This window comes from Streptomyces sp. C36, from assembly GCF_040932295.1.
Taxonomy (GTDB): domain Bacteria; phylum Actinomycetota; class Actinomycetes; order Streptomycetales; family Streptomycetaceae; genus Streptomyces; species Streptomyces triculaminicus.
This window is the reverse complement of record NZ_JBFQGI010000001.1, coordinates 695,881-717,855: the sequence shown is the minus strand read 5'-3', so window position 1 is coordinate 717,855 and position 21,975 is coordinate 695,881. Positions and strand designations below refer to the sequence as shown.

18 protein-coding genes are annotated in these 21,975 nt (G+C 72.2%); 16 read left to right on the top strand and 2 right to left on the bottom strand.

From position 1 onward, the window contains the following. Positions 1-75: 75 nt before the first annotated feature. Positions 76-621 (bottom strand): hypothetical protein, encoded by a 546-nt coding sequence (locus AB4K12_RS03150; RefSeq protein WP_368432676.1) that lies wholly within the window; start codon positions 619-621, stop codon positions 76-78. Between the two features lie 194 nt (positions 622-815). On the opposite strand from AB4K12_RS03150, the gene AB4K12_RS03145 reads away from it, so the two are divergent. Continuing rightward, positions 816-1,373: a hypothetical protein gene (locus tag AB4K12_RS03145; RefSeq protein ID WP_368432675.1), complete on the top strand. Its 558-nt coding sequence runs from the start codon at positions 816-818 to the stop codon at positions 1,371-1,373. Between the two features lie 31 nt (positions 1,374-1,404). Here the strand turns inward: AB4K12_RS03145 and AB4K12_RS03140 are convergent, their stop codons facing one another. After that, complete coding sequence (locus AB4K12_RS03140) at positions 1,405-2,061, bottom strand: 1,4-alpha-glucan branching protein (RefSeq protein WP_368432674.1); 657 nt, start codon at positions 2,059-2,061, stop codon at positions 1,405-1,407. A gap of 572 nt (positions 2,062-2,633) precedes the next feature. Between AB4K12_RS03140 and AB4K12_RS03135 the strand changes: the two genes are divergently transcribed. The 15 genes from AB4K12_RS03135 to AB4K12_RS03065 all read left to right on the top strand — a co-directional run bounded on the left by AB4K12_RS03135 (position 2,634) and on the right by AB4K12_RS03065 (position 21,953). Continuing rightward, the gene (locus tag AB4K12_RS03135) at positions 2,634-6,782 is read left to right on the top strand and encodes an amino acid adenylation domain-containing protein (RefSeq protein WP_368432673.1); all 4,149 of its coding nucleotides are present in this window, start codon (positions 2,634-2,636) and stop codon (positions 6,780-6,782) included. Between the two features lie 62 nt (positions 6,783-6,844). Next, positions 6,845-7,828, top strand: coding sequence for a pseudouridine-5'-phosphate glycosidase (locus AB4K12_RS03130; RefSeq protein WP_368432672.1), 984 nt, complete (start codon positions 6,845-6,847; stop codon positions 7,826-7,828). Then, positions 7,825-8,496 carry an HAD family hydrolase gene (locus AB4K12_RS03125; protein WP_368432671.1) on the top strand — a complete coding sequence of 224 codons (672 nt, stop codon included), beginning with the start codon at positions 7,825-7,827 and terminating at the stop codon, positions 8,494-8,496. Before AB4K12_RS03130 ends, AB4K12_RS03125 begins: the two co-directional genes overlap by 4 nt. 10 nt (positions 8,497-8,506) lie before the next feature. Then, the gene (locus AB4K12_RS03120; protein WP_368432670.1) at positions 8,507-8,986 is read left to right on the top strand and encodes a DMT family transporter; all 480 of its coding nucleotides are present in this window, start codon (positions 8,507-8,509) and stop codon (positions 8,984-8,986) included. Beyond that, complete coding sequence (locus AB4K12_RS03115; RefSeq protein WP_368432669.1) at positions 8,983-9,423, top strand: DMT family transporter; 441 nt, start codon at positions 8,983-8,985, stop codon at positions 9,421-9,423. The genes AB4K12_RS03120 and AB4K12_RS03115 overlap by 4 nt, the downstream gene beginning before the upstream one ends. After that, entirely contained in the window at positions 9,420-10,643 is a 1,224-nt protein-coding gene (locus AB4K12_RS03110) for a questin oxidase family protein (protein ID WP_368432668.1), read from the top strand. The genes AB4K12_RS03115 and AB4K12_RS03110 overlap by 4 nt, the downstream gene beginning before the upstream one ends. 41 nt (positions 10,644-10,684) lie before the next feature. After that, positions 10,685-11,425 carry a uracil phosphoribosyltransferase gene (gene upp, locus AB4K12_RS03105; RefSeq protein WP_368432667.1) on the top strand — a complete coding sequence of 247 codons (741 nt, stop codon included), beginning with the start codon at positions 10,685-10,687 and terminating at the stop codon, positions 11,423-11,425. Continuing rightward, a complete protein-coding gene (locus AB4K12_RS03100) occupies positions 11,422-11,811 on the top strand; it encodes an NUDIX domain-containing protein (protein WP_368432666.1) in 390 nt (129 codons plus the stop codon). Before upp ends, AB4K12_RS03100 begins: the two co-directional genes overlap by 4 nt. Before the next feature lie 66 nt (positions 11,812-11,877). Then, positions 11,878-12,843, top strand: coding sequence for a hypothetical protein (locus AB4K12_RS03095; RefSeq protein ID WP_368432665.1), 966 nt, complete (start codon positions 11,878-11,880; stop codon positions 12,841-12,843). An 895-nt stretch (positions 12,844-13,738) separates the two neighbouring features. Then, complete coding sequence (locus tag AB4K12_RS03090) at positions 13,739-13,933, top strand: thiazolylpeptide-type bacteriocin (protein ID WP_368432664.1); 195 nt, start codon at positions 13,739-13,741, stop codon at positions 13,931-13,933. Positions 13,934-14,015: 82 nt separating this feature from the next. After that, on the top strand, positions 14,016-14,198 hold the full coding sequence (locus AB4K12_RS03085; protein ID WP_086573075.1) for a thiazolylpeptide-type bacteriocin: 183 nt from the start codon (positions 14,016-14,018) through the stop codon (positions 14,196-14,198). Between the two features lie 129 nt (positions 14,199-14,327). Then, positions 14,328-17,081, top strand: coding sequence for a lantibiotic dehydratase (locus tag AB4K12_RS03080; RefSeq protein WP_368432663.1), 2,754 nt, complete (start codon positions 14,328-14,330; stop codon positions 17,079-17,081). Positions 17,082-17,110: 29 nt separating this feature from the next. Next, positions 17,111-18,259, top strand: coding sequence for a lantibiotic dehydratase C-terminal domain-containing protein (locus AB4K12_RS03075; protein WP_368432662.1), 1,149 nt, complete (start codon positions 17,111-17,113; stop codon positions 18,257-18,259). Next, positions 18,256-20,037, top strand: a complete 1,782-nt coding sequence (locus AB4K12_RS03070; RefSeq protein WP_368432661.1) for a hypothetical protein — start codon at positions 18,256-18,258, stop codon at positions 20,035-20,037. Before AB4K12_RS03075 ends, AB4K12_RS03070 begins: the two co-directional genes overlap by 4 nt. Continuing rightward, positions 20,034-21,953: a TOMM precursor leader peptide-binding protein gene (locus AB4K12_RS03065; RefSeq protein ID WP_368432660.1), complete on the top strand. Its 1,920-nt coding sequence runs from the start codon at positions 20,034-20,036 to the stop codon at positions 21,951-21,953. Before AB4K12_RS03070 ends, AB4K12_RS03065 begins: the two co-directional genes overlap by 4 nt. Positions 21,954-21,975 lie beyond the last annotated feature (22 nt).

The window sequence follows — 21,975 nt, the reverse complement described above, 5'->3', positions numbered from 1 at the left end:
CATTGTGCAGACCGGCGCGGCTCTGGCGGTAGCTCGCCCCCCCATCGCGCCGCGCTCGGGCGGGGCGCGGCGTCGTCAGTAGCGCAGGGCCGTGCCGATCTCGGCGCGGAGGTCGCCCGACACCTTGTGGGTGCCGGTGGCGGTGGCCTTGCCGTCCTGGCCCGCGGCGACGTCGGGGACGGTCACCACGGCCACGTCGAGGAGGTTGCCGTCCGTGTCCTTGAACTGGATCAGGACGGCGAAGGACTTGGCCGAGTCGGCGGTGTTGTGCGCGGTCACCTCGACGGTGGCCCGTCCGTCGCCGCCCGTCGACGGGGTGCCGAGCCTCACCTCGTCCTTGGCGTTGACGCCGTTGTGCACCTCGTCGAGTTTCCGCCGGGCCTCCGCGGTGGCCGATGCCAGTGCCGCCGCGCCCTGCGAGGCGAGGGAGGCGGCGGCGGACGAGGCCGCGGACGCGACCTTGCGCCCCTCGCCGGACGGTTTCCCGGCCTCGTCCGAGCAGCCGGACATGGCCGCGATCAGGACGCCGGTCAGTGCCATGCCCGCCGCGCTCCGCGTCCACCGCGCCGAGCGCTCCACCCGCACCGTCACGTGGTCTCCCTCGAGTTCTCCGGTCGTCACCGCTTTCAGTCAAGAGCCCTCGTGCCCCGTCGTGCGTCATCCCGGACGTGACAGGACGGCGGTTCACCCGGGCGGCCCAACCGCGGCCCGGTTCGCCGAGAGCCCTCCGCGCGGACGGGCGAAGGGGAAGAATCGGCGGCGGGACCATCGGACGGGGTGTGGGCCGGATCGCCCACCGGACCGGGGGAGGCGGCATGAGCGTCCCGGGCAGCGAGATCGTCGTGGCGGTGGTGGGCATCGCCGGCACCCTCCTGTCCGCGCTGCTCACTCAGCGCAGCGCGAACCGCATCAGGCTGCGGGAGCTGGAACAGACCGACCGCCAGCGCGCCGAGGAACGGGAACACACCCTGCTGCAGGCGCGGTTGGAGGCGCGCCGCGCGTGCTACGCCTCCCTCAACGCCGCCGCCCTCGACTACCTGACCGTGCTGTCCAACTTCGGCTACGCCCTGGAGGCGGGCAACGTCTCGGACGAGATGCGGTCGGAGCTCGATCAGGCTCGCCGCGATCACCGGGCACGTCACGCCGACGCGCAGATGGTCCTTTCGGACACGGTGATGGCGGCGGCGGACAAGGCGAGCAAGGCGGCGGGCCTGATCTACGGGACGCTCAAGCGCATGGACGGCGGCACCCCCGGGCCGGATGACACCATCCGGGCGATACGGGACGGCATCACGGTGCTGTGGGACCACCTGTGGGTCATGCGACGTGACATGCGACTGGACGTGGGCGTGGGGACGCCGGGCGAGGACTGAAAAACGGGTGCCGGGCGATGACGGGCCCTGCTCAGCCCACTGCGTGCACAGCCGCGAACAGGCCCCGGGCGCGGGTGCCGTCCGGCAGGTCCCACGAGCCCGCGACATGGCCCGTCGCGCCCGAGGGGAGGAGGGCCTCGCCGTCCGGGCCGGGGCTCAGAACGCGGTGCAGGCGGAGGGTCGCGCCGTGCCGGGCGGGCAGGTCGGTGCAGGTTCGGCCGTCGATGACGGAAGCGACGGCATCCGCCGGGGTCAGGACGTCACCGGTGAAGGAGCGGGTGACGTCCCGGTCGGGGGTGTCGCTGGTGTCCTGGTCCTGGGCCTGGACCCGACCCTCCGTCAGGGCGAACAACTGGGCCACCAGCACCGGGTCCTGGCAGCCGTCGTAGACCCAGCGCCGCCCCAGCACTCCGTGTCGCATCGTCCCGATGAGCGCGTGGTCCGCCCCGTCCAGCGCGGCACCGCGGTAGGTGAGCGGAACCAGATAGGCGGCCGGGCGGGCGGCGGAGCTGTCGGTGACGACCATGAACTCGATCCCGACCTCGCCCCGCGGATCGTCCAGCCGGAAGCCGCCGGCCTTGGCCAGGCGGGGTTCGCCCACGCCGCCGTACCACGGGCGGGAGGGAAGCCAGGAGGTGAGCAGCTCGAGCTTGGTCGGCTGGAGGGTGGTGCGGTGGATGACGGCCATGTGGTGTGTACTCCTTCGCCGCGCGGAGGGGGATGACCCTTCCCACTCTCGCATCCCGCACGTGCCAGGCACGCGAGCGGAATCCGGCGGCCCGACGAACCGCACATGGCTGAAAAACATCCACCCGATTTGGCCACTGAAACATGGCGGAAACACTGCCTCTTCACGGCCTCCCGGATGATCAATATATCCGGAATCCGGGACACCGATCTCTCAACGGGCTTGCGTCACAAGGGAGTGACGCTAACCACAGCGTGCACCACCCCTCATCAAAACTCGTGGTCAGGGGGCTGTTTCTCGAGGTACACCCGAACGCCGTACGGGCTCCGGCGCGGGGATCCGCCCGTCCGTCACTTAAACAGCGCGCTAACTTTCAGGTCATCCTCCCGGCCACCGTTGACCGGTTCATGGCCAGCCCCTACTGTCCTGATCACGTTCTTGATCTTGCACAGGGGGTGCAGGAGTCAAGGGGGTCCATGCCGCTATGCGCGGCAATGCCCTTGAGTCAGCGAATGATTCCGGACCGGCCCAAGTGGACCGGCCATGGAATCTCATGGGTAACCGGGGGATACATGTCTGCATTAATCACGGACGGCACCGATGGGACGTCGCACGCCGCGCCCGACCACGCATCGCTGCCCGACCTGCTCCGGGAGCAGGCGCGGAACAACCCCGACGGCACCGCGGTCTCGTACGGCCGTGATCGTCTGAGCCATCGCGAGCTGCTGGAAGCGGGCGAGGGACTGGCCGCCCACCTGCGGCGACTGGGCGTCGCACGGGACGACCGCGTGGGTCTCTTCGTCGAGCCCTCGCTCGATCTCATGGTGGGCGCCTGGGGAATCCTCTGTTCCGGTGGGGCCTATCTTCCGCTGTCGCCGGAGTATCCGGAAGAGCGACTGCGCTACATGATCGAGGATGCCGGAGTCGGCATCATCTTCTCCCAGGAGCATCTGAGAGGGAAACTGGCGGAGCTGGCTCCGTCGGGCACAAGAATCCTCACTCTGCGGGATGCGGAAGAAGCGCGAGCACAAGACACGCGAGCCTCCGCGGAATACGTTCCGGCCGGCCCCGGAAGCGGGCCTCGCCCCGATGATCTGGCCTATGTCATCTACACCTCGGGAAGCACCGGAAAACCCAAGGGTGTGATGATCGAGCACCGCAGCGTCGTCCATCAGATGCGCTGGCTGCGGACCGCGTACGGACTGGGCCCGGACAAGGTCGTTCTGCAGAAGACCCCGATGAGTTTCGACGCCGCGCAGTGGGAAATCCTCGCCCCGGCCTGCGGCAGCGGCGTGGTGATGGGAAGTCCCGGCGTGTACCGGGATCCCGAAGGGCTGATCGAGACGATCGTCGAGCACGGTGTCACCACGCTGCAATGCGTGCCGACCCTGCTCCAGGCGCTGGTGGAGACCGAGGAATTCGACCGCTGCGCGTCCCTGCGCCAGATCTTCAGCGGCGGCGAGGCCCTGTCGCGGAACCTCGCGACGCAGGTGCTGAACACCCTGCCGGGCTGTGACCTGGTCAATCTCTACGGGCCGACCGAGTGCACCATCAACGCGTCCGCGTTCACCGTCAGCCCCGAACGGATCGGCGAGGGGCCGGGGGCGGTCTCCATCGGCTCGCCCGCCACCGGCACCAGCTACCACATTCTGGACGCGTCGCTGTCCCCGGTCGGCGTCGGGGAGATCGGCGAGCTGTACATCGGCGGGGTCCAGCTGGCGCGGGGCTACCTCGACCGGCCGGAGATGACGGCGGAACGATTCGTCGATGGTTCGTTCGCGGGCGAGGACAGGCTCTACCGCACGGGCGACCTGGCCTCCTGGAACGACGACGGCACGGTCCAGTTCGCCGGCCGGGCCGACAGCCAGATCAAACTGCGCGGCTTCCGGGTGGAGCTGGACGAGATCAAGCTGGCGATCGAGGCCCACGACTGGGTCAAGAACGCGGCCGTACTCGTCAAGGACGATCCGCGCACCGGCTTCCAGAACCTCATCGCCTGCGTCGAGCTGAGCCCGAAGGAAGCGGCGCTGATGGACCAGGGCAACCACGGTGCCCACCATCAGTCGAAGGCGAGCAAGCTCCAGGTCCGCGCCCAGCTGTCGGACGCCGGCGCCCGGGGGGACGCGGAGCTGGCGGGCAAGGACGTGGTCGCTCTTCCGGGCGCGGAGGCGACCCCGGAGCAGCGGCGGCGCGTCTTCGCGCGCAAGACCTACCGGTTCTACGAGGGCGGCGACGTCTCCCGGGAGGACATCCTCCGCCTACTCGGGCGCACCGTGCGCGGCACGTTCTCGCGGGCGCCAGGGGATCTGGACATCGCTGAACTCGGTGCGATCCTGCGGTACTTCGGGCAGTACCGGAGCACCGAGCGGCTCCTGCCGAAGTACGGATACGCCTCGCCCGGCTCGCTCTACGCGACGCAGCTGTACCTGGAGCTCAGCGGAATCGCCGGGCTGCGCGCCGGGCAGTACTACTACCACCCCGCGCGGCACAGCCTGGTGCTGATCCGGGAACTGCCGGACGCGGGCGGCGCGCCCCGGATCCGGGCCCACTTCATGGGCAGGAAGAGCGCGATCGAGCCGGTCTACAAGAACAACATCCAGGAAGTCCTGGCCATCGAGACCGGCCACATGGTGGGCCTCTTCGACGAGATCCTGCCCGGATACGGGCTGGGCATCGGCGAGCTGGAGCTGCGTCCCGCCGTGCGCGGGGACCTGGAGTGCGCCGACGAGGACTACTACCTGGGCACGGCGGAGATCGTCGCCTTCGACCGGCGTGTGGCAGAGGAGCCGCTCGACGTGTGCGTCCAGGCCCACCCGGGGAAGGTCGCGGACCTGGCGGCCGGTCAGTACCGGTACACCGGCGGCGACCTGGAGCGAATATCGGACGACGTCGTCCGTAAGAAGGACGTCATCGCCATCAACCAGCGCGTCTACGACCGGTCGCAGTTCGGCATCACGGTGCTGAGCCGGCCCGAGCGCGGCTGGCTCGCCTACGCCGACCTCGGCCGGGCCCTCCAGCGGCTGCAGATGAACGACCTGGGCCTCGGGTTCATGGCGTCCGGCTACAGCTCCGAGACCGGCCACGACCTGCCCGCGGCCAAGCGCATCGGCGCCGTCCTGCGGGAGCGCGGCGACCGCGTCGGTCCTTCCTACTTCTTCCTCGGCGGCCGGGTGAGCCCCGCGCAGGTCCGCAGCAAGGGGATGAAGGAGGACATCGTCCATATGCAGGGACCGGCCGAAATGATCAAGGAGGACCTGGTCAACTTCCTTCCCGACTACATGGTGCCGAACAAGGTCGTCGTCCTGGACCGGCTGCCGCTCACCGCCAACGGGAAGATAGACGTCAACGCGCTGCGCGCCTCCGACCGCACCGACGTGGACTTCGCCGACCGTCCCTTCGTCCCGCCGAGGTCCCGGACCGAGAAGCGGATCGGGGACCTCTGGAAGAAGCTGATGCGGCGGGACGCCGTCTCGATCCGCGACGACTTCTTCGCCTCAGGTGGCAACTCGCTCATCGCGGTCTCCCTCATCAACCGGATCAACAAGTCCTTCTCGAGCGCGCTGCCGCTGCAGGCCCTCTTCGAGTCCCCGACCGTCGAGCAGCTGGCGCGACGCGTCGACGACCTCGGCGCGGGGGGCCGGGACGGCGCGGTCTCACGGCTGGTCCGGCTGCACGACGCCGGCTCGGGGCGTCCCGTCTTCTGCTGGCCCGGGCTCGGCGGCTACCCCATGAACCTGCGGCTGCTCGCGGGCCGGCTGGACGCCGACCGCCCCTTCTACGGCGTCCAGGCGCACGGCATCAACGAGGGCGAGGTGCCCTACGACACCATCGCGGAGATGGCCGCGGAGGACATCAAGGCCATCAAGCAGGTCCAGCCCACCGGCCCGTACACCCTGTGGGGCTACTCCTTCGGCGCGCGGGTGGCCTTCGAGACGGCGCACCGGCTCGAGCGGGCCGGCGAGACGGTGGAGAACCTCTTCCTCATCGCCCCGGGGTCGCCCGAGGTCAGGGCCGACGACGCGGCGGTGCACGGCGACGAGCCGGACTACCGCAACCCGGCGTTCGTGACGATCCTCTTCTCCGTCTTCACCGGCACGATCAGCGGTCCGCTGCTGGACGCGTGCCTGCGCCAGGCCACCGACGACGAGAGCTTCGCCGATTTCATCGGCACCGCCTACAGCGGCCTCGACACCGAACTCGTGAAGAGGATCGTCCGTATCGTCCGGCGGACCTACGAGTTCACCTACACCTTCCGCGAACTGCGGGAGCGCCGGATCAAGGCCCCCGTCACCATCTTCAAGGCGCGGGGCGACGACTACTCGTTCATCGAGAACAGCGACGGCTTCTCCGCACAGGCCCCCACGGTGGTCACGCTCGAGGCCGACCACTACAGCCTGCTGCGCGACCCGGACATCGACGAACTGCTGCGGGCGATCCGGCACGGGCTGCGGGACCGTGACGAGGCCCGAGGCGAGAACCGGAACAAGGAGCTGATCTTGCCCCACGTGAACATCAAGCACTTCCCCGTCGCGCTCAGCGAGGAACGCGAGTCCGAGCTGGTCGCCGCGGTGACCAAGGCCGTGCAGTCGGCCTTCGGATGCGACGAGGGAGTCGTGTCCATCGCGCTCGAGCCGGTCGAGCAGAGCGCCTGGGACGACGACGTCTACCGACCCGAGCTGGTGGGGCGCAGGGAACTGCTCCGTAAAACGCCCAACTACTGACAGCTCCTGCTGACGGCTCTCACTGACAGCTCCGAAGAACCACGACAAAGATCGGAACACGCATGACCACGCGCCGCCCTCAGCCCGGCGACATTCCCCTGGTGTACAGCGAAGAGGTCGCGGAGGCGGTCCGCTCCGGTGCACCGGTGGTGGCACTGGAGTCCAACGTCATCACCCACGGCCTCCCCTACCCGGACAACGCCGCCACCGCGCGGAAGGTGGAGGCTGCCGTCCGGGCGGGCGGCGCCGTTCCGGCCACGATCGGCGTGGAGGACGGGCGGATCCTCATCGGCATGACCGACGCGGACATCGAGCGCTTCGCCTCGACGCCCGGCATCCCCAAGGTCAGCAGCCGGGACCTGCCCGTCGTCCTGGCGCGGGGCGGCATGGGCGCCACCACCGTGGCCTCCTCCCTCGTGGCGGCGGAGCTCGCGGGCATCCCGTTCTTCGCCTCCGCCGGCATCGGCGGGGTGCACCGCGGCGCCGAGACCACCATGGACGTCTCCTCGGACCTCATCCAGTTCACGCGCTCCAAGGTGGCCGTGGTCTGCGCGGGTGCGAAGAGCATCCTGGACCTCGGTCTGACCATGGAGTTCCTCGAGACCCACTGCGTGCCCCTGGTCACCTATCGGTTCGACGAGTTCCCCGCCTTCTACTGCCGCACCAGCGGCATCCGCAGCCCCCACCGCCTGGACGACGAGGCCGTGATCGCCCGCGCCGTCGAGGCCCACTGGGCCCTCGGCGGCAACGGCTCCTTCCTGGTGGCCACGCCGATCGGCGAGGAGGACGCGATCGACAGCGCCGAGGTCGACGCCGCGATCGCCGACGCGATCGGCGCCGCCGAGCGCGAGGGGGTGCGGGGCAACGCCATCACCAAGTACCTGATGCGTGCCGTCGACAAGGTCACCGACGGCCGCTCGGCCCAGGCCAACATGTCCGTCCTCATCAGCACGGCGGAACTGGCCGGCCGGCTGGCCGTGGCCCACGCCGCTCTGCGCGCCGAGGGCTCCGAGGGCTCCGCGAACACGTCGGGCGGTGCCCGATGAGCACCCTGGCGGTCTTCGACCTCGACGGCACGCTCGTCGACACACCGCGCGGAATCGTCGAGACGTTCACCGCGGCCTTCGCCACCATGGGCCTCGAGGCCCCCCGACCCGAGGAGATACGGGCCACCATCGGCCTTCCGCTGGAGCGGGCCTTCGGCTCGCTCATGGGCGTCGCGGACGACGACCCGCGCGTCGCCGAGGGCGTACGGCAGTACCTGTCCGCCTTCCGCGAGATCGTCCTGCCGAAGGCGGCGGACCTTCTCTTCCCCGGCGTGGCGCGGGGCCTCGCCGCCCTGGAGGACGACGGCGTGATCCTGGCCGTGGCCACCAGCAAGTTCTCCGCGAGCGCCGACGCGCTGCTCACCTCGGCGGGCCTCAAGCACCACTTCCGCATGGTGGTCGGCGCCGACCAGGTCGCCCACCCCAAGCCGCACCCCGAGTCGGGGCAGGTGATCCTGCGCGAACTGGGCATGGACGGCGAGCGTGCCGTGATGGTCGGGGACACCACCCACGACCTGCTGATGGCCCGGGCCTGCGGCATGCGGTCGATCGGTGTGACCTACGGCGTGCACGGCGTGGAAGAGCTGCGTTCGGCGGAGCCGACCTGGCTGGTCGACACCTTCGACGACGTCCTCGACCGCATCACCACCGCCTCCGTGCGCGACTAGGGCGGCGATCGTGTTCGGACGTTCCACCGACTGGGTCCTGGGCATCGCGGCCGGTGCCCTGCTCGCCCTCATGATCCACTACAACAGCCTGCTGGCCGAGCACACCACACCCACCTTCGCCTCCTGGACGGCGCACGGCCTGGGCGCGGTGGTGGCGCTCCTCCTCGTCCTGCTGACCGGCGCCCGGCTGTCCCGGCGGCGACGCGCGGACGGGGAGGAGAGGAGCGCGCCGACGCGGGTGCCCCGCTGGGTCTACCTCGGCGGCATCCCCGGTGCCTTCACCGTCATTCTGGCCGCCGTCACGGTGAACGGAAGCCTGTCGCTGTCGGGCACGATCGCGATGATGCTCGTGGGCCAGATCGTCTTCGGGCTCGTCTCCGACCACTTCGGGCTCTTCAACAGCCCGAAGCGGCGGATCGTGCCCATGGACGGCCTCGTGGCGCTGTGCGTGCTCGCGGGCAGTGCCCTCATCATCTTCGGCGGGTCGTGACCGTGCTCCTCTATGTGTTTCTCGCGTTCCTCAACGGCGCCGTGATCGGCACCAGCCGCGCCCTCAACGGCCGGCTCAGCTCCGCGATCGGCCCCTTCAAGGCCTCCCTGTGGAACCACGTCGTGGGATTCGTCTTCCTCAGCGTGGCCCTGGTCGTGCTCGGCCAGTGGGAATGGGGGGCCTCCGTCCCCTGGGCCGCGTACCTGGGCGGCTTCTTCGGCGCCCTGTTCGTGGCGGTCAACAGCTATGTGTTCCCCCGGCTCGGGGCGATGCAGGCCGCGCTGCTGGTGATCAGCGGCCAGATGATCGCGGCCGTCCTCATCGACTGGCAGGCCGGGGGCGAGTCCCCCACCGGGCTGCGGTGCCTGGGGGTCGCGGTCGTGCTCCTCGGCATCTACCTGTCGCAGACCCGCGGCCGGAAGGAAGACCGGAAGTGAACCCGGAAGTGTCCTCGAACGTGCACCACTCGCCCCTCGTCGAGCAGTTGCTGGACGACCGGAGCCACCACATCGAGTTCAACGGCCACCTCAGCAACCACGTCAAGCACGCCGTGGTCGCCCTGGCCCGTCTCGGAGCGGCCCCGGAGCGCATCAAGGCCTACTACGACGGCTACGCGACCCTGACCACCTATGGCTGCGGCCTGGAGCCCGCCAGGCCGGCCGGGTCGCGGGTCACGGAGGACAACTGGAAGGACTACCTCGGCCGGCGCACCGACTTCACCGCCCTCTGCGAGTTCTTCGACCGCCAGGAACGCGAGCTCGGCATGGACGAAGTGCTGCGGCGCTACGTCCCGACGCTGCTGCCCGGCTGGGTCGGAGCCTTCACCCACGCCACCATCCACCTGGGGTGGGCGCTGGACGCGGGCAACCGGTGGATGACCGTCGAGGGGCTGGCGTACATGGTGTTCTCGTACGTCTCCTGCCACCCCGAGCGGGTCTCCGCGCCCGACGACGGACCGGCGGACGCCTCGCCCCTGGACTCCCTGTTCCGCGTCGCGGGCGCCTGGGACGACGACCGCGACGCGCTGCGCGACTGGGCGCGGGAGATCGGCACCGTCCCCGACGGGGAGCTGCCCGCCGGCATCCACCCCGAACTCGCCCGGTCGGGGCTTCAGTACCGCAACGCCAGGATGCTCGCCGAAGGGCACCCGCTGATCGACGACATCCCGGCATGGATCGCCGGGCAGCCCGTCGCCGCAAGCTGGGAGCAGCTGTACTACGCGGTGACGCTGCTGTACCTGTCCCGTCCGGGCGACTTCGTCCTGCTGCATCTGCTCACGTCGCTGCACGCGATGGAGCAGATCGCCGACCGGCTGCCCGAGGACCTGCGGCGGTACGCCGTCACCTGCTTCTGGACCGGCACGCTCGGCGTGGTCTTCGCCCTCGCGGACTTCCCCGAGGAGAGCAAGCTCAAGGCCCTGCACTCCGCGTTCGGCGAGGCGGTCGACGCGGGCGACCGCGACGTCTGGGCCACGGACTGGCGGCTGACGGTCGCCCGGTCCTTCGAAGAGGCGGAGGAGCACAACCCCAAGCTCGTGTACGTCATGCGGCTGCTGTGGGAGCGGACCTCGGGCAGGTCCGTCTACCGCCACGCGGCCGCGCAGTTCACGGCCACGCCCGCCCTGCCGCCGTCCTTCGAACAACCGCCCACCGAGTGACTCTTCGCGCAGACCCCTCGAGCCTTGGGAGACCGGCCTCCATGCCGACCATCGCACAGCCGTCCACCGACGAGCCGTCGATCGACCAGCCGTCCTTCGACGCGTCGTCCTTCGACATCGACGCCTACCTCGGCAGCAGTGTCCACCTGCTGCCCCAGACCCCGCGGCTGCGGGCCCTGCACACCGTCATGCGGGACCGCGGGGCACGCCGCGACGCGTTCCTCCACGCCTCCGACCTCGTCATCCGCATGCTGATCGAAGCGGGGCTCGACCTGCTGCCGTACGAGCGGCACGACGTCACCACGCCCGTCGGGGCGACGTACGAGGGCCTGCGCCCGGCCTCCCCCGTCTGCGGCGTGTCCGTGGTACGGGCCGGCGAGAGCATGGAGGGCGAGCTGCGCGCCGTCCTCCCGGACGTCCGCATCGGCAAGATCCTCATGCAGCGGGACAAGGAGACCAAGCAGCCCCACCTCTACTACACCTCGCTCCCGGCCGACATCACCGAGGGGCACGTCCTCCTGATGGAGCCGATGCTCGCCACCGGTGGCACGGCGGTCGCCACGATCCGCCTCCTCCTCGACAAGGGCGTCGCCGAGGAGAACATCGTCTTCGTCAACCTGATCACCGTTCCCGAGGGCATCGACGCCGTCTGCCGGCGCTTCCCGAAGGTGCGCATCGTGACCTCCTCCATCGAGGAGCGGCTCAACGAGAACGCCTACATGATTCCCGGCATCGGCGACTTCGGCGACCGGTACTTCGGCACCGACATAGGCCTGCGGTGATCGAGAAGGTCGCGTGGATCCGGCTGGACAACGGCCGGGTTCTCGCCGCGCGTTCACGGGGCAAGGACGCCTACTACCTGCCGGGCGGCAAGCCCGAGCCCGGGGAAAGCGCCCACCAGGCCCTGATCCGGGAGATCCGGGAGGAGCTCGGCGTCGATCTCCTGCCCGGGACGATCACCCCGGCGTTCACCGTCCAGGCCCCCGCCCACGGGGCGTCGGCCGGCACCCAGGTCCGTATGACCTGCTACACGGCCGACTACCGCGGCACCCCGGCCCCCCGGGCCGAAATCGCCGAGGTGGCCTGGCTGTCGCCGGCCGACCGGGCCCGCACGAGCCGGGCGACCCAGGCCGTACTGGACCAGGTCTGGCCCCACCGGGGGGAGTGAGGTCCCGCACAGGCGCCGTGCCCCGCCGCCGGGAACCGTGCCGGGGCCGGCCGTGTCCTGTAGGTCATGATCAATGCGACCGAACCGACCCCCGACCGCCTCGCCGAAGCCTGGCGGCGCGTCAGCGACACCTCCCCGGCGGACGAGGCGGACCCGCTCGTCCTGGACTGCGCCCGCGGGCTCGCCGCCGATCCCGGCGGCGAGCGTGCGCATGTGTGGGTCGCCGGGCTGGTGGCCATGTCGGGCTACCTCGCCTGGCGTCCCGGACGGGAGGCCGAGCGCACCGCCCTCGACGCCCTGCGCGCCGCGGTGCGGGAGCTGGGGGGCCGGCCGTGCCCGCACGACGACCACCCGTACGAGACCGGGATGCGCGCGCTGGAGGACGAGATCTGGCACGGCGACACCGGGCTGCTGACCGGCGAGCTCGCGGCGGGGGACGGTGACGTCGACGCCGAGCGGATACTGTGCCCCCGCAACGTCGCGGGGTGGGCCCGGCTCGCCGTGGACGTGATCGCCCCGTTCACCGTCCGTCGTGTCCCCATGGGAGCGCCGGAGCACCACCACAGCGCCATCAGCACGCTCTCGGGCATCGTGAACGACTACCCCTACGGCGATCCGGCCGAGGACCTGGTCGACGAGGCCGGCAGCCTGCCCGCCCGCCCCACCCGCGGGGTGCTGGCCGGCTACCTGGTGACCATGCACGCGACCTGCTGGTACGCGGCGTCGGAGCGGATCACGGACCGCTCGGTACCGGACGCGATGATCAAGGGGGTCGAGGCCGCCGTCGCGTTGCTGGGCGACGACGAGCCGTGTGCCCACGCTCCCGGCGAGCATCCCTCCACCAACGATCCGGACCACACGAGCCAGGTCGGCTACCTCCTGCGCAGCCCGGGCGGCCGGGCCGAGATCTCCGAGTACTACGGCTGGGACTCGGAGGACGAGGAGGATCAGGAGGACGAGCCCCTGGACGCGTGGGTGTGCCCCGCCTTCCTCCACGGACTGGCGGCGGAGACCCTCGTCGCCCTTGCCTGAGGCCCGGCGTCGCAGGGCCGGCGCAGGGGGCGGGTGACGTCCTGCGGTGTGCAACGGACGTATTCCTCCGCCATTCCCACCAGGTACCGACCGAAAAGACGGCCGACGCCCTCGGTCCACGGAAAGGAGAGCCGGCACAGGCGGGTGAACTGTTCGTTCGGAAGCCGCAGGATCTTTTTTGGGGATATGGAAGAGAATCGTTTTCCCCGGGGTGTCGTCGGCGAACGTGTCGAATGACCGGGAGCTGTCGAAGAAGCCCATGTCACCCCGCTTGAGCAGGCAACTCTGCCGGTACTGCTCGATGCCGCGCCCAGCGGCATCATTTCTGTCCGGGCCCCGAAGGTCGCCGTCTCGAGGAAGTCGACGCGCTGGGTCACCTGCCCGGCGCCATGGTCTCGGACCACGCTTCGGGCCGTTCGTTCACGGGAACTCGACGGTGTCGATGATTATCGAATGCGTCCCTGTTCCCGGCTGTCGACAATGCTGATTCAAGACAGTTGGCAAGGTGCAGGGGCGGCACCAACGCGAGGCCGGCAGGACGTGCGTCACGGCCTTGCGCCTCGACCGGCTCGCGGAAGGCCCCGGCCGGCGCCCGGCCGCCCGGGGACGACCCCGCAAGGCCCTTCGGAGCCAACTCCCGTACGGGCAACCGGATTTGCGCACCCGTCGCAAATAAGCCAACGCAATGTTCCGGCCAATCACGAAATGATCCAACACAATCCGCCTGGTGACAGCCCTATAGTCATGCCCGCAACGTTGTGATCACTTTCGGTCACCGGGCATCACTGGCATGACTTCGGGCCATGTGACGCGCTCTCGGCGGACCGCCAGGTTCCATTCAGCACCTCCATTCAGTGCACTTTTCGGCCTTCGCCTCCACATCAAGGGGATAAGCATGTCCGACCTGGCCCGTAACACCGACTTCGCCCTCCAGGACCTGGAGCTGGACCTCAGCGAGCTCACCGTCACCTCGATGCGCGACACCGCCGCGCTTCCCGAGGGCGGCGCGTCGTGGGGTTCCTGCTCCTGCCAGGCCTCCTCGTCCTGCGCACAGCCGCAGCTCGAGACCGGTATGCCCGACCTGGGCTGACCTCGGGCACACCACGGACGGCGTCCACCGGACGCCGTCCGTCCCTCACTCGTCCGTCAGCAGACCGGCAAGGGAGAACCCCATGTCCGACACCACGGGCGCCCTCGGCTTCGAGCTCGAGGACCTCGACCTCGGTGAGCTCACCGTCACCTCGATGCGCGACACGATCGCGCTCCCCGAGGGCGGCGCCTCCAACGGCGGCAGCTCCTGTTCCTGCGGTTCGTCGTCGTGCGCGACCCCGCAGCTGCCGCACCTTCCGCAGTAGTCCGGGTACGCGTCCTGTGACGCGTACCCGGAGGCACTCGATTCCATGACGCCCGCCGCGGGCCGCGCCCACCGCACCACGGGACGGCCCGCGGCAGGTACACGCCTTACGAAAGGGACGGCGACCCGAATGCCGTACTCCGCGGGCGCCGACCCCGTCGGCCACCTCGTGCGGTCCGCGCCGCACGCGCTCGCGCGCGCGACCGTCCTCGCGTACCCGGCGCAGAGTCCGGCCGCGGCGGAGTTCCGCGCGTCACTCGCCCGTCTGGCCACGCTGGACGGCGAGCTGCTGGAACTCACCGGCCCGCTCTGCGACGACCTGTACGCCGCCCGGGACAGCCACCCGGACGCCTTCCACCGGGACGTCGTCCTCCCCCTGCGCCGCGCCCTGCACAACGGCCGCGCCCCACGCCCCGCCGTACTCGACCGCCTCGGCGACCTTCCCCGGCGCGTGCCCCGGCTCGCGACCTGGCTCGCCCTGAGGGACCGCCGCGACGCGCTCCTCGTCGAGCTCGACCACGCCGCCGGCCGGGCCCTCGAAGCCGAGCGCGGCGCGCTCGCCGCCCTGTGCCGGGAGCCGGCCCTCGCCCGGGCCGTCGCGCTCACCAGCACCGACCTGCTCCGGGCCGTACGACGCGCCGGCACCGGCGCGGACGACCGCAGAGCGCGCAAGGAAGAACCCAACGTGCTGCGCTACGCCCTGCGGGCCAGCACCAAGACCAGCCCGCTGTCGTGGTTCACGGCGGTCGGCTGGGGCCCGCTGCACCAGCCCTCCGCCGCACACCGACACGTGCCGTCATGGGGTGAAGCCGACCTCGTCGACGGCCCGTTGACATCGACGGTCAAGGTCAACCGCACCCTGACGGCCGCGCTGACCGCCGCCCTCCTCGACGCTCCGCACCGCCGCGCCGGACTCCCCCACCGCATCACCAGCACCGCACGGATCGCCGACGGCCGGGCGGCGTACTCGCGCGGCCGGGTCGCCTTCGCCGGAGGCCGCTACCTCGTCGTCGACGAGGACCAGGCGGAGCTTGCCGCGAGCGGACCCCTGCGGCTGGTCACCGAGCGGGCCGAGAACCCGGTCGGACTCGACGAGCTGACGGACGCTCTCGCCGCCGCCCTGCCCGGCACGGACGACGGCCGCGCGGCGGCCCGGGCCTTCCTCGACCGCCTCGTCCAGGCGGGTCTGCTCGTACCCGTCGATCCGGTCCGGCCGCAGGAGGACGACCCGCTGGGCCGGCTCGCCGCATGGTTGCGCACGCTCGGCGGAGCGCACGACGAACGTCACGCCGACGACCAGGAGCAGGAGGCCGGTGGTGAACACGACCGGGCGCTGGCCGGGTGCCTCGACGCGATCGCCCACCTGACGGCCGGCTTCGCATCCGCCGCCGCCGACGAGCGCCCCGCCCTCCTCGCCGACCTCTCGCGGCGCTGGTCCACCCTGCTCGCCGACGCCGGCCGCGCGGTCCCGGCCGGCTCCGCCCCGCTCAACGTCCTGTCCGAGGACGTCGTCGCACCGCGCCCGCTGCGGCTCGACGGCTTCCTGGACGGCGCCGACCACGAGGCGCTCGGCGAGGTCACCGCGCTGGCCGAACTCTTCGACCTCGGCCATCTCATGCGCCGTGTCGTGCGCGACCGCTTCGTCGAGCGGTACGGCAGCGGGGGCCGCTGCCGCCATCCGTGGGAGTTCGGCGACGACATCGCCGAGGCATGGGAGAAGGCCGGCCGGCTCGCGGCCCTGGCCCCTGCGGACCGGGCCGACTTCCCCACCGGCACCGCGGAGCAGGCGGCTCTTCGCCGGGAGCTCGCCGACGCCGTCCGAGAAGGCGCCGCCCGGGAAGACGCCGTCCGGAAAGGCGCTGTCCGGGAAGCGGTCGCCTCCCACGAACCGACCGGCGCCGACGACGTCGTCCTGCCCCCGGACCTCGTCAAGGGCCTGGGCGAGCGGCTGCCGCGCTGGGCCCTGGAACGTCCGCTCTCCTACTCCTTCTTCCTCCAGCGCGACCCGGCCGGCGGCATGCTGTGTGTGAACCGCGTCTACAGCGGCTGGGGCCGGTTCACCAGCAGGTTCCTGGACACCCTCGACCCGCGGGCCGCCGACGAGGTGGCCCGGCAGATCCGCCGCGGTCTGGGCGCGGACGCGCGGGCCGCGCAGATCCGCCCGGTCGGCGGGTTCAACGCCAATCTCCACCCGCTGCTCGTCCCGGACGAGTTCGGACCCGACCGCCGCACCGCGTCGATCGGTGAGCCCGACGTGGAACTCGTCCACGACGAGGCCACCGACCAGGTGCGGTTGCGGCTGCGGTCCACCGGCGAAACGCTCGACGTGCTGTACCCGGGCTTCCTCGCGCCCATCATGCTGCCGCGCCGGATCGGCGCGGCTCTCGGCGACCAGCCCCATGGAGTCGTCGACTTCGGCTCGTTGGCGCCCCGGTACACCCTCCCGGCCCCGGGCGGCCAGGTGGTGCGTACGCCGAGGCTCCGCCACCGCCATGTCGTCCTGCGACGCCGCCGCTGGCTGCTGCCGCCCGGCGTCGCCGACGCGCTGCGTACGGAACTGGCCGCCGCCCAGGGAGTACCGGCCCAGGCCACGGCCCGCTGGCGCGCGCTGCTCGACCTGCCCGAACAGCTCTTCCTGCATCCCGTCGCCACCGCCCCGACCGGGCACGCGGCCGAGGACTTCCTGACCCACCTGCGCCGCCCCAAGCCGCAGTTCGTGGACCTCGGCAACGCACTCCACCTGCGCTGTCTGGCCAAGTGGCTGGCCCGCCACCCCGACGGCGTGGTGTTCGAGGAGGCGCTGCCCGCGCCCGGCGGGCTCACCGCGCCGGCCCGGGCGGTGGAGCTCGTCGTGGAGACCTACCGGGCCGGACGGCCCCGATGACCCGCAACCGGAGAGCCGAGGAACCCGCCGTGCCCGGAGTCGACCCCCACGACGCCATCGTCCGCGACGTGGTCGCGTACTACCACCAGCCGGTCAAGGCGCCGCTGCTGCGCGAGGCCCTGCTGCCGCTCGCCGCGTCGTGCACGGCGCAAGGCCTGGCCGCCCATGTCGAACGGCACTGGCTGCACGGTCCCCACCTGCGGCTCCGTCTCCACGGCCCGGCGGAACGGCTCGAGCCGGCCGCCGAGGACGCCGCCCGCGCGCTGCGCGACTGGATCGGTGCGCACCCTTCCGTCGGCGACCTCACCGAGGCCGAGTTGCTCGACCGGGCCGCCCAGGCCGGGCGCGCCGAGCTCATCGCCCCGCCCTACGGCCCGATCGTGGCGGACAACACGGTACGGATCGAACCGGCCGACCTCTCCTCGACGCTCGGCCTCCTCGGCGCCGACGGCCTGGCCCTGCGCGACGACCTGCTGCGCGCGGGTCTGAGCGCGCTGGGGGCGGGTGCCGGGTTCCTCGGCGCGCACGACGACAGCGCCCAGGCGCGGATGCAGCTCGCCGTGGCCGCGCTCGCCGCGCATGCCTCCGCCCACCCCGAAGGGCTCGCGGGCGGCCACTACTCGTACGTATCGCATCTCGAGGACTTCCTGGTCCACGACGACCCGGACGGACGGCTGCGCGAGGGCTTCGCACGCCGGTGGGACGGCGCGGGCGAGGCGGTGACCGGCCTCGTCGGCCGGATCGCCGACGGCGGTGCGCACGGCTGGGAGCGGGAGTGGGCCGAGTGGTCGGCCGGCGCCTGGCGGCTCGCGCGGAGTCGCTACGACGCCGGGGCCGATCTGCACGGTCTCCCGCTCGAATACCGCGAGCGGGCGGCCGCCACCGGGGACGCGGACGCGATGGAACGCTGGAACCAGGACATCCGCACCCGGTACAGCGAGTTCCACCGGCTCCTGCGCCGCTCCGACCCGCAGGGCACGATGTGGAACCGCCCCGACTACCTGGTGTACCGCGCCTGCACCAACGCCCTGTACCGGCTCTTCGCGATCTGCGACATCCGGCCGCTGGAACGCTATCTCGCCGCCTACCTGGTCGTCCGCACGGTCCCGCGCCTGACCGGCTGCGACTGGCGGGCGCAGGTGGGCGCGGTCATCGACGCGGTGGAGGGAAGATCATGACGTCGGACGCCCCCGAGCCCGGGTCCGAATCCGTGCCCGCGCCCGCGCCCGGGCCGGTGACCGCCTGGCGGCTGCGCCCCGGAGTCGCCGTGACGCTCCTGCGCAACGGGCTTCACCTGCGAGGCAGGCGCGGCAGCGTCACCCTGGAGGGCAGCACCGCGCTGCCCGCCCTGTGGCGGCTGCTCGAAGAGCCGCTGCGCACGGGCGAGTCCACCGAGCTGCTGCGGCAGGCGGAGGCCGGGTCCTCCGTGCGGAAGGCGCTGGACACGCTGATCGCGCAGCTGCGGGCGCACGACCTGATCGTGGAGGCACCCGCCGATCCCACCCCGGACTGGGTGGCGGCGACGGCCGAGCGGCCCGTGGAGGCGGCGTCGGCGATCGCGGCGGCGCGGGTCCAGGTCCTGGCCGGCGCCGTCGGCGGTCCGCTGGCCGAGGCGGCGGGACGGGCGCTGTCACAGGGCGGCGCTTCTGTCTCGTACGCCGCCGGGAGGGCCTTGCCCGCCGGCGCGGTCCTCCTGTGCGCCGGGGAGGGTGAGCCGCGGTGGGCGGTCGCCGCCGGGGTGTGCGGCGACGCCGGATACGTCACGGCCCCGGGCGGCCCGGAACAGGTCCGGGCGGACGCGGCGGCGCTGGCCGCCCGGCTGACGCCCGCCGCACCCCCATCGCCCCCGTCACCCCCGTGGTCCTCGGCCGCCTTCGCCTCGCTACTCGCCGGATCCGCGGCCCACCGGCTGCTGTGCGCGGTCGGCGGGCTGCCGGACCCCGCGAGCGAGGGGGACGACCAGCGGCTGCTGCCCGGACTGCCCGCCGTGCTGGTGGCGGGCGTACGACCGCTGCGGGCCGACTACCACACGTGGCTCGGGCCCGACCGGCTCGACGCGGACCGCCGGGTGGCCCTCGATCCCGCACGCACCCTGGCCGAGGCGCTGGGGCGGGTGTCGGCGCTGGGCGACGAGCGGACCGGGGTGCTCCCCTCGCCGCTGCCGGGAGACCTGCGGCAGTTGCCCGTGCCGCTCGCCGCCTGCGACCTGCCGGACGGCACCGTGCTCGCCGGTGCGCCGCGTCTGGACCTGGCACGGCTCGACGCGTTCTGCCGGGCGGCCGAGGCCCGACTGGGCGGGGCGTGCCGGGCTGTGGGGGCGACCCCTTCGCACGCCTGGGGCCGGGCCCTGCGCCGGTCCGCCGCCCGTACGACCGCGCCCGCCCCGGGTGACACCCCACTGCCCTCGGCACTCTGGTTCGGCCACCCGCAGGCCCGTCACTGGTGGACGGCCCTGACCGTACGTCAGGGAGTCCGTGCCCGCCTGGAGGTGTTCCGGGTGCGTCCGGACGAGGACGCGTACCACGCCGTCGTCCACAACGCCGGGCAGGACGTCGGCCAGGACCTCGGACAGGTCCTCGGGCGGGCCGTCGAGGCGACCCCCGGGGACGCCGCCGCGTTCGCCGCGCTCTCGGCCGTCGCCGCCGTCAGCGCGGCGGGCGAGGAGCTGACCGTCCGGTATCCCTGCGGGTCGGACGGCTCCGCGGCCGCCCTGGCCACCGTGGACGCGCGCACGGCCGCCTGGGAGGACAACGGCTGGACCACCGGCTGGCTGGCGGACGTGGCCCGGCGCGAGCCCGCGCTGCACACCGCCCTGCACCGACTGACCGGGCTGACCGGGCTGACCGGGCCGACCGGGCTGCGCGCCGACGAGACGGCGACGCAGGACCATGAACTCGTCGCGCTGCTGCGCGCGTTCGGCTTCACCGTACTGACCGCCGAGGAGGGCGAACGATGACACCGGCCGTACCCCCTCTCCTCGGCTCCCTGCCCGTGCCCGTGCTCGACGCCGAGTCCGCGTCGGCGGCCACGGAGGGCCCGGCCGTCGTCCTGCTGACGCGATGGACGCTGGAGCTCGCCGAGCGGCTGAGCCGCCATGCGCTCGCGCACCCGGTGGACCTGGTTCCGGTGCGCTTCGACGGGGCGCTGGCCGTGGTCGGGCCCGTGCTGCGGGCGGGCGCGGCCGCCTGTCTGTCGTGTGCGGAGTACCAGCGCCTGGCCACGACCGGCGGCCGCGTGCCGTGGCGGAGCCCGGGGCTCGAGCTGGCCGGTGCACCGTCCCCCGCGCTGGGCGAGGCGATCGGCGCCCTCGCGATGGATCTCCTGGAAGCCGCCCGGACCGAGGCGGCCGGATCCGCTCCGGCGGAGACGGCCACGGTGTACGTCGTGCACACCGCACGTGCCACCTGGTCCACCCACCGCATCCGCCCGGTCGGTGGCTGTGCGGTGTGCCGGCCCCTGCCGCCGGACTCCGCGGAGGCGGTCGCGCCCTTGCCGTCCGGCCCCCGCCCGTTGCCCGACCCGACGCGGCTGCGCGGCGCCAATGCCCGTACCGGCAACGCAGATCTGCGCGCGGCCCTGCACGACGAGCGGTTCGGCCCGGTGCGCGGGCTGTTCCGGTCGGAGGACTCCGCCTTCTGCCTGACGACGGCGCTCGTGACCGACGGACGGCCGCTGGACGACGGCGGATACGGCCGCGCCGGCGACTTCGCCGACAGCGAGCGGGTGGCGCTCTTCGAGAGCGTCGAACGGTACGCGGGCATGCGCCCCGCCGGTCGGCGCACCGCGCTGCGCGCGTCCTTCGCCGCGCTGGGGCCCGACCGGGCGGTGGACCCGGAGCGGCTCGGCCTGCCCGACCCCGCCTACCACGGCCATCCGGCGTCGCGGTCCGTCCCGTACGCCCCCGACCTGGAACTGGACTGGGTGCACGGCTGGTCGCTGACCCGGGGCCGGGCGATCGCCGTGCCCGAGCACGCGGCGTACTGGGACGTGCCGGGCGAGGACCGGCCGCGCGTGGTGTACGAGTCCTCCAACGGCTGCGGGCTCGGCAACAGCCTCGAAGAGGCCGCGCTCTACGGCCTCTTCGAGGTCGCGGAGCGGGACGCGTTCCTGATGGCGTGGTACGCGGCCACACCGCTCCCCCGCGTCGTACCGCCGCCCGAGGACCTCGACACGGCTCTGCTCGCCGACCGGGCGGCCACGGCCGGCTACCGGCTCGTCCTCCTCGACGCGACGAACGACTTCGGCATCCCGGCGGTCGTGGCCGTCTGCCTCTACGAGGGCTCCCACCCGCGGGCGCCCCGGATGTTCCTGGCGGCCGGGGCCCACCACGACCCGCGCACGGCGATCCGTTCGGCGGTCGCCGAGGTCGTCACCAACGTCCTGGAGTCCGCGCACCGCGCCTTCGCCGACGGCCGCCCGCACGATCCCGAGCGGCTCCGCCCGATGCTGGACCGGCCGGAGCTCGTCCTGACCCTCGACGACCACGTGGGCCTGAGCACCCTCCCCGAGGCGGCCGGCCGGGTGGAGTTCCTGTTCGCCGACACGCCGCGTCGCACGGTCGCCGAGGCGTGGCCCGGGGCGCCGGAGCCCGTGGCCGACCTCGGCGCGCTGCTCGAGGCGACCGTGGGCCGCCTGGCGGACGAGGGGCTCGAGGTGATCGCCGTCGACCAGACCGAGCCGGGTGTGCGCGACCGGCTCGGCCTGCATTGCGCGAAGGTCGTCGTGCCCGGGTCGCTGCCGATGACCTTCGGCCACGTCAACCACCGCACCAGGGGCCTGCCCCGGCTGCTCGACGTCCCGTACCGGCTGGGCCGCACCGACCGGCCGCTGCGCTACGCCGACCTGGCGATCCACCCGCATCCCTTCCCCTGACGGCTTCCCCCGCCGACGGCTT

Bases quoted from the DNA above. Each gene is read 5' to 3' on its own strand.
- AB4K12_RS03145 (WP_368432675.1), top strand. From the start codon at position 816: ATGAGCGTCCCGGGCAGCGAGATCGTCGTGGCGGTGGTGGGCATCGCC.
- AB4K12_RS03140 (WP_368432674.1), bottom strand. From the start codon at position 2,061: ATGGCCGTCATCCACCGCACCACCCTCCAGCCGACCAAGCTCGAGCTG.
- AB4K12_RS03135 (WP_368432673.1), top strand. From the start codon at position 2,634: ATGTCTGCATTAATCACGGACGGCACCGATGGGACGTCGCACGCCGCG.
- AB4K12_RS03130 (WP_368432672.1), top strand. From the start codon at position 6,845: ATGACCACGCGCCGCCCTCAGCCCGGCGACATTCCCCTGGTGTACAGC.
- AB4K12_RS03125 (WP_368432671.1), top strand. From the start codon at position 7,825: ATGAGCACCCTGGCGGTCTTCGACCTCGACGGCACGCTCGTCGACACA.
- upp (WP_368432667.1), top strand. From the start codon at position 10,685: ATGCCGACCATCGCACAGCCGTCCACCGACGAGCCGTCGATCGACCAG.
- AB4K12_RS03095 (WP_368432665.1), top strand. From the start codon at position 11,878: ATGATCAATGCGACCGAACCGACCCCCGACCGCCTCGCCGAAGCCTGG.
- AB4K12_RS03090 (WP_368432664.1), top strand. From the start codon at position 13,739: ATGTCCGACCTGGCCCGTAACACCGACTTCGCCCTCCAGGACCTGGAG.
- AB4K12_RS03085 (WP_086573075.1), top strand. From the start codon at position 14,016: ATGTCCGACACCACGGGCGCCCTCGGCTTCGAGCTCGAGGACCTCGAC.
- AB4K12_RS03080 (WP_368432663.1), top strand. From the start codon at position 14,328: ATGCCGTACTCCGCGGGCGCCGACCCCGTCGGCCACCTCGTGCGGTCC.
- AB4K12_RS03070 (WP_368432661.1), top strand. From the start codon at position 18,256: ATGACGTCGGACGCCCCCGAGCCCGGGTCCGAATCCGTGCCCGCGCCC.
- AB4K12_RS03065 (WP_368432660.1), top strand. From the start codon at position 20,034: ATGACACCGGCCGTACCCCCTCTCCTCGGCTCCCTGCCCGTGCCCGTG.